Source organism: Enterococcus sp. FDAARGOS_375 (genome assembly GCF_002393265.1).
In the GTDB taxonomy this organism is placed as follows: Bacteria; Bacillota; Bacilli; order Lactobacillales; family Enterococcaceae; genus Enterococcus_D; species Enterococcus_D innesii.
Genome location: NZ_CP023515.1, coordinates 2,869,957 through 2,886,805, shown reverse-complemented (window position 1 = coordinate 2,886,805; position 16,849 = coordinate 2,869,957). Strand labels below are relative to the sequence as shown.

The following is a 16,849-nucleotide window of genomic DNA, read 5'->3' as shown; positions in this document are numbered from 1 at the left end:
AAAGGGCTGTTTTTTTCATCATTCCTCTGCCAATCGAGCAAGGATTTCTTGGTAACGCTGTGTAGCAAAGGGACTGATTTGTCCTTTTTTACAAAAATTCAGTTTCCCCAGTTTTGGTACGACCCGTTCTACGATGACATTGCCATTTTGAACTTTTGATTCAAACTGCTGCAAAGCCTCCAAAAACCGTGCGTCTTTTCTGGCAGCAGGATAAAAAGACAAGACATACAGATAATAAAAAAGATTGTACCCTCTAAAGGGATATTCTGTCTGCATAAATAATGTGCCCATCCCATAATGACAAGGACTGATTGGCTGCCGGATCTCCCAATGAGCAAGCAAAAATTCGATTGCTTGATGAAGCGTTTCCATCTTCTCACGATCATGAGTATATCGAAAGGCATCAAGGACCGTTAACGTCGTCATTGGAGTAGAAAAGTGGGTCTCCGGTCCGCGACCAAAACTATACTTATTACACTTCCAGCCGCCATCTGCTTCCTGAGTAGCAAGAAAATAGTGAAAGGTCTGTTGCAGCCGCTGGTCCCTTGCGTAACCAAGAGCACACAGCGTTCGCAAAGCCTGTGCTGTGTGACAAGGATAGATCCCCCCTGATGGCGAAATTTTAAATCTGCCATCTTCTCTCCATCCTTGAAAGATCAATGCAGCTGTCTCTTTTAATAAGTTCTCCTCATGTGACATACCAAGTTCAAGTAAATAAAGAGGACTTTCTAAGGTCGTAAAGGGTGCTCCTTTTAGTAATTTATGGTCTGGCGTCGACCATAAATCGGCACCATGATCATTTTGACGGGAAATGATTGCTTCGATATCTTGCTGAATGCTCTGATCCATATTGATCTTCCTCCATCTCTTAAGTGTCGTGCAATCAACCCAATAATCCTCATTGACCCACGGTGCACTCGCTTCTAGAATGATAAAAATTCGAACGTTTTTTAACACACGAGTTAGATTTTTGTTTTTGAATTATCCAAATGAATTTTAGGAAACAAATAGTTTTTTCCAGACAGACGTACTTTTAAAAAAGAGTGTTCTAGTTTTCCTGATGACAGGTTCGAAAAAAGTTTGTCTCTGATATCGCATGGTCATTCGAACCCCATAATGAAAGATCACCTGAATAGGAACACGTTCACGCAACAAGTTCATGCCACGCTCTTTTAGTTTAAAGAATCAGGCATAATGAAATAGTTCAAAACGAATGCCTTCTGGGTTTTCAAAGAATAAGGCATAGTAGTTAGGTGCGATGCGCTCTTTGTACTCCATTGGTCGATCGTGAAGGATCTTTACCCCTAAAGCTTTTATTTTGGGAAAAATCGCATCTACTACTTCGCGGCTTTCCGCCTTAAATGCTATGTGCTGAACAGAGCCAGGTTTTCTTGAATCGATTTTCTCGTTCTTCCATTCTTTTCGTGGGGAACAAATACCGAAATCAAATGAATCCCCTATATATTCTACTACTTCCATCTCGGCATGTTCTAAATACCCAGAATATTTCTTTTGAAGGTCAAAACCTAATAGTGCAAATAATTGATCATAAAAGCCTTCTGCTTTTTTTACATCATTGACTGTAATTTGGATATGGTGAAACTGAATGTTCATATTCGCTCCTTTCTGGCTAACAAATTAAGTGTTTCAGGAAAAAAGCCGCTTGCGGAAGTTTGATTCAACTGAATTAGCTAGGAAGCTCACTTAATTTAGAAATCACCTTTTCCATTGCCTTTGCTACATCTTTAGGCAACTTATTATAGCCATCGTTTTCTGTCTCTTGAGCCAAAATAAAGTCCAGCCGTCCTTGCATCCGCTCTCTTAAATGAGCAACATAGGAGGCATCTTGAAAATCGACTTTAAAGCCTGTTACTGGCAGGAAACTCATTTCGGTGATCCCGCCGAAATTTTTAAATTTAGCCTCACCTTCAACAATTTTTTCAATCGATGTCAGCGTGACTTCAGGCGTGACTTTCTTGTCTTTGTAAAAGCCTGTATTTAGAATGTAACAAGCCGTTTGGTTTTCTTTAAACAAGTGCATGAAATGGGCAAAATCTTCCCCTAAGGGATAGACTCTAAATGGATTGGCATAAGGTTCGATGACCAGTTTATCTATATCCGTGGTCTCGACAACATGTTCAGCTGTCGTACGCTTCGTAGCTAAGGTCAAACCAAAAACAGCGGCTAAAATCGGATCGTCAATTTTTACTACAGGAGGTAGCGTGTCATCTTTCATGATCCAAAATACGGCATCGATTGGCGAATCTAAATGATCCACCCGATTAGGTGTGACATACCGTGATTTGACGGTTCGACCATTCCCGTTACGAATATCTTGGGTCACAAGGACCTTCTTTCCTTCCTCATCCAAAGTAACGCCAACATTTTGACAGGTGATAAAGTAGCGGACATTTGGGTTGGTTAGTGGATAGTCTTGCGTTTTATCAAAATAAGAAGGCTCCAGAGCCGTGGAGGCACCATTTGTTTGATTAATCACAAATGCATCATCATGCAGAACCTTGATCTCATATCTGCCATCATGTTCTGCCAATGTGATAGTCGATTTTCCTGATCCTGAAAGACCAAAAGCAGCCATCGTAAATGTTCGATTCGGTAACTGATACTGCTTCATTCCCCCATGACACGCCACAAAGCCATGGCGATGCGCGGTAGCCCAAGCCAAAGTTAATGTCGCTTTTTTCAATTCACCAAAATAGTTTAAACCTAAGACTGCCGCAACATTGTGTTCAGGATCAAAAAGAGACAGTCCATAAGGAAAATCAGGATGAGACCAATCTGGATCAGCGTACAAAAAAATGTCCGTCTCTGGATATTCTTTGGAACGTTGGTACCTTTCTTCCCATGATTTCGTCATCAATTGAAAATTCAACAAATAAGAGTAAAAGTTGGTTTCATAGTGCTCTGGTATCAACAGGTGAGCTTTGACCATAAACGCTTCATCTAATCCTACAACAACTTCACCACCATAAAATTGCTTGCGGGTTCCTTGGTATAAGGCATCTCGCAAAATGTCTTCATATAATTCTCGCTGGATTCCAGGATGCCCGATGATGCGTCGAGCTGCCGCTGTCCGTCCAACCACTTTTCCGTCATTAAACACGATGACTTTTGCATCCTCTGGTAGTCCTAACTCCTTGGTGTGGGTGACCGGCATATCCGTAAGAATAGCGCCAGAAGATTCTTTTGCTAAGTGATAGGCAGTGGCTAGATCATGAATCCAAGTGACATTGTTCCCATAAAAAGCTGACTCTATCAACACTTTAAAACTAGACAAATGCGTATTTTGCGGTGTAATCTCTTTGTGTGAAAATGCATGAATCGTTGCCATGTGCAATCCCTCCTAACAAAAATTTTCTATTCACTACGTTTATTATAATACTTTCTAATCACGCTATGCCATATTTTTATACACATTAACTATAAATTGCCGACAAACCATTTTGTTAAAGGATTTGGCTGTCTGCATATTTGTAGCTTCCCTGCTTTTTGCATTGATTTTGTCCCCGCTCATCAATAATGAGAAAGAACAAAAAAAACTGGAACAAAAAAGAATGGCTCTATAATTTATGGGACTGATGAATCAGAATTGATTCTTCAGCCCCATTTTCATTTTAGGTATTAAAAAACATATCGTTCTCTAGTATGATTAAATCACCACAAAATAAACAACTGAGAGGACGATATGCTATATGAATGATTCTATCAAAAAAATGCTGAGAATAATAGAGAAAGATTTGATGATTACAGAGGTCTCTTACGAGACCCTTCAGAAGAAAAAGACGTTGGTCGTCGATGCTGTTCTCTCGCCTACTCCTCGTGCTTGTAGAAGTTGTGGTTCTACTGTGGTAGATGGAAACGGGAAAGCAATTATAGTGAAAAATGGGAAGAAGGAAACGATTGTCCGTTTTGAACAATACAATCATATGCCTTTGGTTATGCGCCTAAAAAAGCAGCGCTATACCTGTAAAAACTGTCGCACCCATTGGACTGCTCAAAGTTATTTTGTCCAACCCAGACATTCAATCGCAAATCATGTTAGATATAAAATTGCTTCTTTACTGACTGAAAAAGTATCTTTATCTTTTATTGCGAAAAGCTGTCAGGTATCTTTGACCACCGTTATTCGTACATTGAAAGAGTTTAAAAGCTATTTACCAAAGCAATCTAAGAAGATTCTCCCAAGAGTATTGATGGTTGATGAATTTCGTTCGCATGCTTCCATAGAAGATAAAATGAGCTTTATTTGTGCAGATGGCGAAACAGGAAAATTAATAGATGTTTTGCCTACGCGTAAATTACCCCGATTAACAAGTTATTTCTTAGGTTGTACCAATCCGGAAGAAGTAGAATTCTTGGTGACAGACATGAACGCCGCCTACTTCCAGCTCACCAAACGTGTTCTGCCAAATGCGAAAGTAGTGATTGATCGGTTTCATATTGTCAAACACATGAATCAAGCGTTCAATGAGTTGCGTATCCGTGAAATGAATGGACTTCGTAAAGCCGGACAGAAAAGCCAGGCAGAAAAACTGAAAAAGAACTGGCGCTTTTTGCTAAAAAATCGTGCAAACATCAACCATTATGAATACAAAACATGGAAAAGTTTCCGAGCACCAAAATACCCATTTCTTACTGAAGCAATGATGATTGATCGATTGCTTGAGTTTTCTCCGCCCCTAAAGGAGGCGTATCCCTTTTTTCATGAATTAGTTGAAGCCTTTCGAGACAAAGACCCTGACTTATTTTTCTCCTTATTGGCAGAACTTCCCGAAACGTTAGATGACAGCTTTCGGGAAAAGCTTCAAAACCTTCTTACCCATGAAGAAGGCATCACCAACGCAATGATCTATCCTTATTCCAATGGAAAAATAGAAGCGAAGAATACCCACATAAAGACAATGAAACGAGTATCCTACGGATTTAAATCATTCGAGAACATGAGAATTAGAATCTTTTTGATCAATCAATTAATCAATGTAAGATAACAAAAAATCTGAGCCAGAATGTGGTTCATTCTGACCCAGATTTGATTTTGCACAACTCATCAGTCCTTATTGACAAAGAGCCAAAAGAATTTCTTTCTGTTCCAGTTTCTGGTTTTATATTTCATCCATTCCAAACGTCACAATCGACGTAATTAGATAGACAGATGGGTTATAGTTGCTTATTTCTCAATTGATTCGCTTTCTCTAGTAACTTTTTTATCGTAAGACTTTATGACAATTACCATAAAAAGAACTCACGGTCAAAATCACTGAAAAGAACTCGTTTTTCTTAACGACGTTCTAACAACACGACACACTCCACATGCGTCGTTTGTGGGAACAAATCAACAGGTTGGACTTCTTTTGTCACATACCCTTCTTCTTCAAACAACGCGAGGTCACGAGCCAAGGTTGCTGGATTGCAGGAAATGTAGACGATGCGCTCTGGTTTAACCGCAGCGGTCGTTTCAATAAAGCTGGCATCTAAACCTTTGCGAGGTGGATCAACGAAGACGACCGTCGGTTGAATGCCTTCGCGTAGCCATTGCGGCATGATTTTTTCGGCTTTACCGATAAAGTAATGCACGTTTTCGACACCATTTCTTTTGGCATTGGCTTTGGCATCGTTCACTGCTTCAGGAATGACTTCCATCCCTAACACTTCTTTCACGCGATCAGCCAAACTAATCCCAATCGTTCCGATTCCTGCATAAGCATCCACAACGACATCATTTTCAGACAGTTGCGCCATCTCGAAGGCGGTTTGATACAAGACTTCTGTTTGCGCTGTGTTGACTTGGTAGAAAGATTTCGCTGAGATTTGGAAGGTTTTACCTAATAATTGATCATCGATCGATGACTTGCCATACAACACACGCTCGAATTCGCCCATGATCACATTGGTTTTTTCTTCATTGATGTTTTGAATGACAGAAACAACTTCTGGAATCTCTTCGTGGATCACTTCCGCGATCTCTTCTCCCTTGAAGAATTTCGGTTTACGTGTCACTAATACGACCATCATTTCACCTGAGTGATGCCCACGACGCACGACAATGTGGCGTAAGAAACCTTCATGGGCTTCTTCATTGTAGGCTTTGACATTGAACCGCTGCAAAATATCTCTGACTTTGATGATTGCTTGATCGATGTTTGGATCTTGAATATAAAAGTCTTCGATCGGTACCAGAGTATGGCTGTTTTTGCGGTAAAATCCAGTCGTTAATTTTCCATGAATCTTTTGCACAGGGATTTGCGCTTTGTTGCGATAACCAAATGGTTTTTCCATCCCAATTGGTTCATTGACCTTGATTTCAGGCAGTTTGGCGATTTTAGCCAAAACATTCTCTACTTGCTGCTGTTTGAAGGCTAATTGTTTGTCATAGCTCAAATGACTCAACGGGGCGATCCCGGTGCGCAACAATGCTTCATTCGGTAATTCTTGCCGATCAGGACTTGCATGCAACAGTTTCATCACTTTGGCAAAACCAAATTTGTTGCCGACTTTCAACACTTTGACTAAGGCACGTTCATTTGGCAGGGTGTTTTCAATAAATAATAAGTACCCATCGACTTTGGCGATCCCATTTCCTTCATGGGAAAGGTCCAAAATATCGACTTCAAGTTCCTGATTCTTTTTAACAGGATAATTTTTCATAGATTTCTCCTTTGTGCTTACTTTCTCCATTTTAAAAAGGAATGGTCGAAATTGCAAGCGCTGCTTATTTTAACGGTTCAACAGATCGGGTAGACGTGCAAAAAAGAACCGAAGGAGGGAAATCGGCTGATTGCTTTTCTAGGGGTTGCGGCGAAGAGCCGCTGCACCACAGGAGCAATCCCTTTTCCATCCTTCGGAAAATCGAACAGATCAGAAGTTGGTAAAAACCTCGATCATTGTTTATTTGTCAGCTGTTTTTTTCTTTTTCTGTGATTTTTCCCGTTCGCTCTTGTTTAAGATTTGTTTTCTCAAACGAATGCTTTCTGGTGTTACTTCACAGTATTCGTCATCGTTCAAGAACTCCAATGATTCTTCTAGTGAAAGGATTCTTGGTTTCTTGATGACAGATGTTTGGTCTTTCGTCGCTGAACGGACGTTGGTCATTTGTTTTGCCTTCGTAATATTGACCGTTAAGTCATTGTCACGAGAGTTTTCGCCGACGATCATTCCTTCATATACTTCAGTACCTGGTTCAACGAAGACCGTTCCACGTTCTTCAATACTCATGATTGAGTATGTCGTTGCTTTTCCTGTATCGATCGATACAAGTGCGCCGTGGTGGCGTCCGCCGATTTGCCCTTGAATCATTGGCAAGTATTGGTCGAAGGTGTGGTGCATGATACCGTAGCCGCGAGTCATTGATAAGAATTCTGTCGTATAGCCGATCAAGCCACGAGCTGGTGCTAAGAAAATGATCCGTACTTGTCCATTTCCTGTATTGATCATATCTTGCATTTCTGCTTTACGAATCCCTAGTGATTCAATCACTGAACCCATGTATTCTTCTGGTGTGTCGATTTGCACTCGTTCAAATGGTTCGCATTTCACGCCATCAATTTCGCGTTCGATAACTTCTGGACGAGAAACTTGCAATTCAAAGCCTTCACGACGCATGTTTTCGATCAAGATCGACAAATGAAGTTCGCCACGTCCTGAAACAGTCCAAGAATCTGGTCCGATTGGTTCAACACGTAGAGACACGTCTGTTTGTAGTTGCGCCATCAAGCGTTCTTCAATTTTACGAGCGGTTACGAATTTCCCTTCACGACCTGCAAATGGTGAGTTGTTCACGACAAAGGTCATTTGTAACGTTGGCTCATCAATGTGTAAAACAGGCAATGAATCTTGGTGATCGATCGGTGTGACTGTTTCACCAACGAAGATGTCTTCCATCCCAGAAACAGCGATCAAATCGCCAGCTTTCGCTTCTTGGATTTCTAAACGTTTCAAACCGAAGAAACCGAATAATTTTGTGACACGGAATTTCTTCACTTGGCCATCAAGTTTCATCAAAGCAACTTGGTCACCAACTTTGATCGTTCCACGGAAGACACGTCCGATTCCGATACGTCCAACGTAGTCATTGTAATCAAGTAAAGATACTTGGAATTGCAATGGCTCATCGCTGTTGTCGATTGGCGCTGGAATATGTTCGATAATCGTATCAAACAATGGTGCCATCGTTTTTTGTTGATCGGCAGGATCATCTGATTCACTTGAGGTCCCGTTGATCGCTGAAGCGTAGATCACTGGGAAGTCCAATTGGTCATCGTCTGCACCTAATTCGATAAATAGTTCTAAGACTTCATCTACCACGTGCTCAGGACGAGCAGATGGTTTGTCGATTTTGTTAACAACAACGATTGGGACTAAATGTTGTTCCAACGCTTTTTTCAATACGAAACGTGTTTGAGGCATCGTACCTTCATAAGCATCAACAACTAAAACAACACCATCGACCATTTTCATGATCCGCTCTACTTCACCACCGAAGTCCGCGTGTCCTGGGGTATCCATGATATTGATTTTGGTTCCGTTGTATTCAACCGCTGTATTTTTCGCTAAGATCGTGATACCACGTTCTTTTTCGATCGCATTTGAATCCATCGCCCGTTCTTGTAATTGGGTATGGCTATCTAACGTTTGGGATTGTTTCAATAATTCATCAACTAATGTAGTTTTTCCGTGGTCAACGTGGGCAATAATAGCGACGTTGCGGATATCATTTCTAATATTCAATTTATAAACTCCTTTTTTGGTGACATTGCACTCGACAAGCCATTATACCAGAATTTCTTTCTGAAATATAGTGCAAAGTTTTCATTTTTACAGAAAAAACCAGATATAAAAAAAAATATCTGGTTTTTTCTTATTGATTGACGATCGCCAATAATTCTTCAAAAGCTTTCGGTGTACCGCCTACGAACAATTCCCGTCCATTCAAGGATAGCGGCTCTCCTTTGATGTTTGCCATTTTTAATCCAAGGGTTTCTAACAAAACGCCCCCTGGCGCATAGTCCCATGGCGCAAGATGAGAAAGATAGCCTGCTCTTTGTCCTTTAGCGAGGGCGATCAGCTCTACCCCAGCACAGCCAGTCATACGAATGCCTAATGCTTTGTCACTGACCTCGGTTTCGTGGTGGCGGTTGTGGATCAACATGGGTGAATTCAAGCCAACGAGACCTTCGGATAAGGCAATATCTTTCGGCGGTTCGATCTTCTTGCCATTGTTATAGACACCAATCTCTGGACCACCCCATAAGAATTCATCTTTCATGACATTATAGACAAAGCCAAAGCGCCCTTTGCCCTCTTCGTAAATCGCGATCATGATACAAAAGTTTTCTTTTTCCAATACGAAATTCATCGTTCCATCGATCGGATCAATGATGAAGACCCGTCCACTCATGTCAGCAAGTGTGTCCAGTCCGTTTTCTTCACCTAAAATTTTGGCATCCGGATCATAGGATTGGATCTTACCAATCAGAAAATCTTGCGTGGCTTTATCCAATTCTGTCACTAAGTCTTTCCGTCCTGATTTTGTCTCGACCACCAAGTCTTCTTTATTTAAATTGTCTTTGATCGTTTCGCCTGCAGCGATCATCCACTGGCGAACTTCATTAACGATTTCATGCATTCGTTGATCTATCCTTTCATTTTTAGTTTTCCCTCAGTCTTTTTCGCTGCCTGCACGGCATGGTATAACGAATAGCCTGATAGTTCTTCAAATTCTCTACCTAAACGGCGTTCCTCGCCAATGCTGGGAACGACTTTCTTAAAGGCTTGATACGCCTCAAGAAACGTACTGCTAGGAAGGCCTTTTTCATAGGCTTGTTCTAACCGTTCCCACATCTTCATGACGACGACCATTTCATCTGTCGACCAATCTAAGTCAAGAGGATATTGATAATCCCGCATAGTTTTCACCTCTAGTTTCTTTCTCTTCCAGTGTACCATAAAACCTCTTATAGGCGAAAAGAGGTTCTTTAGTACAAGCATTTTTTTATAGGTAATTCTCTAAAAAAAACTAACAAAGAATCACTCTGCTCGTTTAGTTACTGACAGCAAAGCGGATATTTTGTTGTTTTTCTAGGCATTTGTTACACTTGTGTTAGCAACCTAAAGGAGGAATTCTCTTGCGTTTAGAAAACAAAAAAATCATTGCCTTAGTCGACAATGATTTCGAAGATTTAGAACTGTGGTATCCGGTCCATCGGTTACGGGAAGAAGGCGCACAAGTCGATTTAGTCGGTGAAGAAGCGCATAAAACGTATATTGGCAAATACGGCGTACCCGCAGAATCAGCCTTTGCTTTTTCTGATATTCATGCCGATGACTACGATGCCATCTTAGTTCCAGGTGGTTGGGCGCCTGATAAATTACGACGTTTCCCAGAGGTCATCTCTTTCGTGCAGACGATGGACAAAGACCAAAAAATCATTGGTCAAATCTGTCATGCAGGCTGGGTCTTGATTTCTGCGAAGATCCTGCAAGGCAAGACAGTCACCAGTACGCCAGGCATCAAAGATGATATGACAAATGCTGGGGCCACATGGGTCGATACACCTGTGGTTACGGATGGACATATCGTTTCCAGCCGCCGTCCCCCAGATCTACCAGACTATATGCGGGAATTTATCGCTGTATTAGAAAAGAAATAGTACCCGTTGATCAGATTCAAAAGAGTTGCGACCGAAGCAAATACGGCCGCAACTCTTTTTTTTACCTATCGATCATTCGCTTACGATCGCTAATTTCTTGTCGCTTTTAGGGATTTTTTTCACACCGATAAAGGTCAATGCAGCACCCAAAACGGCAAACCCAGTCCCAATCAAAAGCATTTCCCAAACACCGAAGCTTTGGATCAGCATCCCCCCTAAAAGATTGCCGATCACGCCACCGATCGTGGTAGCAATAATGATGATCGTTTGTCCAAAAACCCGGTCTTCATCTGCCAAACTATGGTTGAACAAATAAGCCGAAGCTGGAATAAACAAAGCAAAACTAATCCCTTGCATCAAATGGCTCATTTCCATCAGGATGATGGAGCTGATCAACAGCATCAGCACCCCACGAATGGCAAAGGCAACACTGGACAGCAACAGCCAAAAACGGCTAGACCGTATCCTCACTAACTGTTCAAAGAAAATCATGCCTGGCAATTCGCATAACGCCGCAATCATCAGGGCGATGCCAACTTCCTTACTGCCACCGCCAATATCGGCAAAAATTTGTGCCAAAAAACTGTTGATCATCGTGTGGAAGCTGAAGAGAAAGCTAAACCCGACAAAGAGAAAGAGTAAAAAAGGATATTTTTTCAAAAAGGCACCTGAATGACTTTGTTCAGTAAGCATCACGGGCATTTCTGGCTTCTTGATCGCTGGCAGCAAAAGCAAAATAATGAGAAACAAAACGGCCTGCCCGATAGCGATCATAGGCAAAAGGGCTGCCGAAAACTCCTCCAAGAGCTGCCCCAGTAAAAAGGAGGTCCCCGCAAATCCTAGTGACCCACCGGCACGGGAAAAGCCAAAATTGATTTTGTTGTCGCTATTCGTGTATTCAAACGCCAAGGCGTTGAGAAAGGACTGCATGGAAACGAGCAAAATCCCTCCTAAAACATAGGTCAGTATTGATAATGCAGGGAAAATCACACCTGCTAAGAGCACCGTGACCACGCCGATTGTCATCGTTTTCAAGACAACGATCAGCGGTACTTTGCTTTTTTTGATAATGACTTGACTGATGAAGGGCTGCAAAATCGTAGACGCAATATTGACTAGGGCTAAAATACCGCCAATTTTTGCCGGATCGACCTTGAAATAAATCAAAAAGAGTGTCGCAAAGCCATAGATTGAGCAAAACATCATCCAATAAAGAAATTGCAAACTTATGTAGTAAAACCGAATCCTCTTGTCACTTGCATGATTACGCATACATCCCCCACCTTATCCATATTCCTTAGCAACTAAATATAGCATAGAACCGATGGATTTACTATCCTTCTATCAACAGAAACCGCAGTTTTATTTGAAACACTAACCCACAACAAAAAAGCGCAGCATAGTATCCTGCGCTTTTCCTACTTATCCAACTATTTAGAGCTGTTGAAAAGCTTGTGTGAGATCTTCCAATAGATCATCGATGTTTTCCAATCCAATGGATAAGCGAATCGTCTCTGGACGAATTTTGGCTGCTGCAAGTTCTTCTACGCTAAGCTGTGAATGGGTCGTCGAAGCTGGATGGATGATCAAGGACTTTGCATCCCCGACATTTGCCAGCAAAGAGAAGAGCTTAGTTGCGCCACAAAAGGTTTTGCTTGCTTCTGCCCCACCCTTTAATCCGAAGGAAAAGACCGAACTGGTTCCTTTGGGGAAATACTCCTGCGCCCGTTCAAAATAAGGACTGTCTGGCAGTGTTGGGAAATGAACCCAAGAAACTTCCGAGCACTTGGCTAAAAATTCAGCAACTTGTTGCGCATTTTCTACATGACGTTCCATCCGCAACGAAAGCGTTTCGATGCCTAACAGCAACACCCATGAATTGAAGGGAGAAATCGCAGCGCCTGTATCCCGTAAAAGAATCGTTCGTGCCCGAGTGATATAGGCAGCGTTACCAGCGGCTTCTACCCATGAGATTCCATGGTAACTATGATCGGGATCGACCAGCTTGGGAAATTTGCCGTTTGTCCAATCAAAGTTGCCACTATCAATAATAGCCCCTCCTAAAGCAGCCCCGTGACCACCGAGGTATTTTGTAGTGGAATAAACAATGATGTCCGCCCCATGCTCAAACCCTCGAAACAGATAGGGAGTCGCAAAGGTGTTGTCAATGATCAGGGGAATACCGGCTTCATGAGCGATCGCTGCAATCTTTTTAAAGTCGGCAATATCAATATCTGGATTGCCTAAAGACTCTAGAAAAACTGCCTTGGTATTTTCTTGGATGGCTGCTTTTAGTGCTGGTAGATCTTCACTATCGACAAAGCTTGTGGTGATGCCAAAATCTGGCAATGTATGGGCGAACAAATTATAGGTACCGCCATAAATTGAAGCAGCAGAAACGATATGATCTCCTGCTTGCGCGAGATTTAAAATTGCATAGGTGATCGCTGCTGAGCCAGAAGCCGTAGCTAACGCACCGACACCACCTTCTAATAGGGCTAATCGTTCTTCTAGAGCCGCGGTCGTCGGATTGGTAATACGGGTATAGATATTGCCGCTCTCACCAAGACTAAATCTCGCTGCCGCTTGGTCAGCATCATCAAACACATAGGATGTGGTTTGATAAATGGGTACGGCGCGACTCCCTGTGGTAGGATCTGGTGTTTGTCCTCCGTGTAATTGAATCGTCTCAAATCTTTCTGTCATACTATTCCTCCTTAATAATGCAAATAAAAAAGCCCTCTGATATCGAAATATCAAAGGACGTGTTTACGTGTTACCACCTTTATTCAAGCAGACTTTTCAGCATGCTTCTCAGCAAGTACGCGACAAATAAACGTCGTTATACTTTGACGCGATAGCGGGCGCACCCGGATCTCCTTATCTTTCGTACAAGTTCAGAAGATCACCTTAGAGGCCATTTTCGATTGATCCTACAAGTTCTTCTTGCACCTTACGAAGACTCTCTAGGCTTGCCAAATCAATTTACTTTCCTCATCAACGGTTGAAATATTAAGAGCATCGTATCATTTCCAGAAGATTCTGTCAATAGCATAGGATCGCTTTATTTCTGGTGATAAAAAAACTCGTTCACCAAATGATGAACGAGTTTCACAAAGCTTAAATGTGGATTGGTAATCCTAGAGCTAACTCAGCAGCATCCATTGTGATCTCACCTAGAGATGGATGTGGATGGATCGTTAATGCGATATCTTCTGCGTTCATGCCAGATTCAATAGCAAGAGCAAGTTCTGAAACCATATCGCTTGCTCCTAGACCAGCAATTTGCGCACCGATGATCACATTGTCTTCAACCGTTGTTACTAAGCGGATGAATCCTTCAGTTTTTCCTAGAGATAACGCACGACCGTTACCTGAGAATGGGAATTTGAATGCTTTTGCTTCAATTCCAGCATCTTTGGCATCTTTGATCGTCATACCGACAGAAGCCAATTCTGGGTCAGTAAAGGCAACTGCTGGCATCGCTTTGTAATCAACGGCAACTTTTTTACCAGAGATTGCTTCAGCAGCGATTTTTGCTTCGTAGCTAGCTTTATGTGCTAATGCAGCACCAGGTACGATATCACCAATTGCGTAAATGTTTGATACGTTGGTACGGCCTTGTTTGTCAACCGTGATCAATCCGCGTTCGCCTACTTCAACACCTGCTTGTTCTAAGCCCATGTCATCAGTATTTGGACGACGACCAACAGTAACCATTACGTAATCAGCAGTAACTGATTCTTCTTTACCATCTACGGCATATTTCACAGTTACGCTATCGCCATTGTCAATTGCTTCTTTCGCCATTGCGTTGGTAACGACTGTTACACCTTTTTTCGCAAAGTCTTCTTCAACCAATTTGACCATGTCTTTTTCATAGGTTGGCAAGATTTGAGGAGAGCCTTCAAGGATCGTTACTTCTGCCCCTAGGTTTGCATAAGCTGCACCTAGTTCAGAACCGATGACACCGCCACCGATAACAACGAATTTTTTAGGAACTTCTTTTAATGCCAATCCGCCAGTTGAATCAAGAACACGTCCGCCGAATTTGAAACCAGGGATTTCAATTGGACGAGAACCTGTTGCGATGATTGCATTGTTGAAAGAGTATGTTTGTGCTGAATCTGGGTGGATGACACGCAATGTGTGATCATCAACGAAGAAAGCTTCTCCTTCAATCGTTTCTACTTTGTGTTTTTTCAATAGGAAACCAACACCTGAAGTTAATGTTTTAACGACTTTGTTGTCTTTCCATTCTTGAGTTTTGGTAAAATCAAGGGAAACATTTTCACTTGTTACACCAAACATTGTTGAATCCAAAGATTCTTGGTAATGATGACCTGCAGCGATCAAGGCTTTTGAAGGGATACAACCAACGTTCAAACAAACGCCGCCGATGTATTCTCTTTCAATGATTGCTACTTTTTGTCCCATTTCAGCAGCGCGGATGGCAGCTACATAGCCGCCAGGTCCCGCACCGATTACAACTGTATCTAATTCAACAGCAAAATCTCCAACTACCATTTGTTAATCATCCTTCCATCATTAATAGCTCTGGATCAGCTAATAGACGTTTGATATTATTCATTGCTTGTTGCGCTGTTGCGCCATCAACGATACGGTGGTCGAAGCTTAATGAAAGTTTCATCACACGTCCGACAACGATTTCGCCTTCAGCGTTTACGATTGGTTGTTGCGCGATCGTACCTACACCCAAAATAGCTACTTCAGGGTAGTTGATTACTGGAGTGAACCAGCCGCCACCAACTGAACCGATGTTACTGATTGTGATGGTACCATTACGCATATCATCTGCAGCCAATTTGCCGTCATGAGCAAGTTTTGCTTTTTCGTTGATTTCATCAGCGATAGCAAACATGCCTTTACGATCTGCATCTTTTACGTTTGGTACATACAACCCATGGTCAGTATCTGTTGCGATACCGATGTTGTAATAGTTTTTGTATACGATCTCTTGTTTTGCATCATCGATTGACGCATTCAAGATAGGGAATTTTTTCACTGTTGCAGTCAATGCTTTTACAACATATGGTAAGAAAGTAAGTTTTGTGCCGTTTGCAGCAGCAACTTCTTTGAATTTCTTACGGTTATCCCATAGGTTTGTTACTTCAACTTCATCATGCAAGGTTACATGAGGTGCTGTTTGTTTGCTGTTTACCATCGCTTTAGCGATTGCTTTACGGGTAGGTGTTAAGGCAACACGTTCTTCTAAATCACCTAAGTTTGATTTGAAGGCTTTTGCTGGAGCTGCTGGTTTGCTTTCAGTTGCTGCAGCTTTTGTTTCTTCTTTCGCAGGAGCTTGAGTTTCAGCTTTTGCAGCTTGTCCGCCACCTGATAGGAAGTTTTCGATATCTTCTTTTGTTACACGGCCGCCTTTACCTGTTGCTGATACTTGAGAAATATCAACATCTTTTTCGCGAGCAAATTGACGGACAGAAGGCATAGCCAAGACACGTTTGTTAGGATCTGCTGCTTCAACAACACTTGCTGAACCAGAAGTTTCCACTTTTTCTTTTGGTGCTTCTGCAGGTGCGCTTGATGAAGCAGGCGCACTGTTGTGACCAGGTGCGTCGATTTCAACTAAAACATCCCCAACATTTGCAACTGTTCCTTCAGCAACAACGATGTTTTTCACTGTTCCTGTTACTGGAGATGGGATTTCTTCCACTGATTTGTCGTTTTGAACTTCAAGCAACGTATCATCTTCATTGATGGTATCTCCTGCTTTAACGAACCATTTTACGATTTCGCCTTCTGCAATCCCTTCACCGATATCTGGTAATTTGAATTGGAAAACGCCTGCGCCTTCAGAAGAACCAGCTGATGCTTCAGCCGTTTCCGTTGTAGGTTCTGCTGCTGGTTTTGCTGGTGTTTGAGACTCTGCTGCTACACCTGCATCGCCTTCGTTGTCTTCATGTCCTGGTGCATCGATCTCAACAAGGACGTCCCCAACGTTTGCGACTGTACCTTCAGAGACAACGATGTTTTTCACTGTTCCTGTTACTGGAGATGGAATTTCTTCCACTGATTTATCATTTTGAACTTCTAGTAAGGTATCATCTTCATTGATGGTATCCCCTGCTTTGACGAACCATTTTACGATTTCGCCTTCTGCAATTCCTTCACCGATATCCGGTAATTTAAATTGAAATGCCATTTTC

Annotated in this window: 13 protein-coding genes and 1 other annotated feature; of the genes, 2 read left to right on the top strand and 11 right to left on the bottom strand. The window is 42.0% G+C overall.

What is annotated here, in order from left to right; translation table 11 throughout:
- Positions 1-18: 18 nt before the first annotated feature.
- The 3 genes from CO692_RS15060 to CO692_RS15050 form a co-directional block, all read right to left on the bottom strand.
- Entirely contained in the window at positions 19-849 is an 831-nt protein-coding gene (locus tag CO692_RS15060; RefSeq protein ID WP_096742591.1) for a prenyltransferase, read from the bottom strand.
- A 336-nt stretch (positions 850-1,185) separates the two neighbouring features.
- A complete protein-coding gene (locus tag CO692_RS15055) occupies positions 1,186-1,614 on the bottom strand; it encodes a VOC family protein (protein ID WP_096742590.1) in 429 nt (142 codons plus the stop codon).
- A gap of 73 nt (positions 1,615-1,687) precedes the next feature.
- Positions 1,688-3,349: a phosphoenolpyruvate carboxykinase (ATP) gene (locus CO692_RS15050; protein ID WP_096742589.1), complete on the bottom strand. Its 1,662-nt coding sequence runs from the start codon at positions 3,347-3,349 to the stop codon at positions 1,688-1,690.
- A 361-nt stretch (positions 3,350-3,710) separates the two neighbouring features.
- Here CO692_RS15050 and CO692_RS15045 point away from each other — a divergent pair, with 361 nt between their 5' ends.
- Positions 3,711-5,006: an ISL3-like element ISEfa11 family transposase gene (locus CO692_RS15045; RefSeq protein ID WP_096741998.1), complete on the top strand. Its 1,296-nt coding sequence runs from the start codon at positions 3,711-3,713 to the stop codon at positions 5,004-5,006.
- A gap of 289 nt (positions 5,007-5,295) precedes the next feature.
- Here CO692_RS15045 and rlmD read toward each other — a convergent pair whose 3' ends face one another.
- From rlmD to CO692_RS15020, 4 genes are all read right to left on the bottom strand, one after another.
- On the bottom strand, positions 5,296-6,663 hold the full coding sequence (gene rlmD / locus CO692_RS15040) for a 23S rRNA (uracil(1939)-C(5))-methyltransferase RlmD (RefSeq protein WP_096742588.1): 1,368 nt from the start codon (positions 6,661-6,663) through the stop codon (positions 5,296-5,298).
- Positions 6,664-6,903: 240 nt separating this feature from the next.
- The gene (gene typA / locus CO692_RS15035; protein ID WP_016611080.1) at positions 6,904-8,742 is read right to left on the bottom strand and encodes a translational GTPase TypA; all 1,839 of its coding nucleotides are present in this window, start codon (positions 8,740-8,742) and stop codon (positions 6,904-6,906) included.
- 130 nt (positions 8,743-8,872) lie between these two features.
- Entirely contained in the window at positions 8,873-9,640 is a 768-nt protein-coding gene (locus CO692_RS15025; protein WP_081118918.1) for an inositol monophosphatase family protein, read from the bottom strand.
- A gap of 8 nt (positions 9,641-9,648) precedes the next feature.
- On the bottom strand, positions 9,649-9,921 hold the full coding sequence (locus CO692_RS15020) for a UPF0223 family protein (protein WP_008381425.1): 273 nt from the start codon (positions 9,919-9,921) through the stop codon (positions 9,649-9,651).
- A gap of 218 nt (positions 9,922-10,139) precedes the next feature.
- Between CO692_RS15020 and CO692_RS15015 the strand changes: the two genes are divergently transcribed.
- Entirely contained in the window at positions 10,140-10,664 is a 525-nt protein-coding gene (locus tag CO692_RS15015; protein WP_096742586.1) for a type 1 glutamine amidotransferase domain-containing protein, read from the top strand.
- 72 nt (positions 10,665-10,736) lie between these two features.
- On the opposite strand, the gene CO692_RS15010 is transcribed toward CO692_RS15015, so the two are convergent.
- The 4 genes from CO692_RS15010 to CO692_RS14995 all read right to left on the bottom strand — a co-directional run bounded on the left by CO692_RS15010 (position 10,737) and on the right by CO692_RS14995 (position 16,845).
- Positions 10,737-11,936: an MFS transporter gene (locus CO692_RS15010; RefSeq protein ID WP_096742585.1), complete on the bottom strand. Its 1,200-nt coding sequence runs from the start codon at positions 11,934-11,936 to the stop codon at positions 10,737-10,739.
- A gap of 162 nt (positions 11,937-12,098) precedes the next feature.
- Positions 12,099-13,370, bottom strand: a complete 1,272-nt coding sequence (locus tag CO692_RS15005) for an O-acetylhomoserine aminocarboxypropyltransferase/cysteine synthase family protein (RefSeq protein WP_096742584.1) — start codon at positions 13,368-13,370, stop codon at positions 12,099-12,101.
- Positions 13,371-13,420: 50 nt separating this feature from the next.
- Positions 13,421-13,674, bottom strand: a binding site (T-box leader).
- A gap of 110 nt (positions 13,675-13,784) precedes the next feature.
- Positions 13,785-15,191: a dihydrolipoyl dehydrogenase gene (gene lpdA, locus CO692_RS15000; RefSeq protein ID WP_005230052.1), complete on the bottom strand. Its 1,407-nt coding sequence runs from the start codon at positions 15,189-15,191 to the stop codon at positions 13,785-13,787.
- Positions 15,192-15,198: 7 nt separating this feature from the next.
- The gene (locus CO692_RS14995) at positions 15,199-16,845 is read right to left on the bottom strand and encodes a dihydrolipoyllysine-residue acetyltransferase (RefSeq protein ID WP_096742583.1); all 1,647 of its coding nucleotides are present in this window, start codon (positions 16,843-16,845) and stop codon (positions 15,199-15,201) included.
- Positions 16,846-16,849 lie beyond the last annotated feature (4 nt).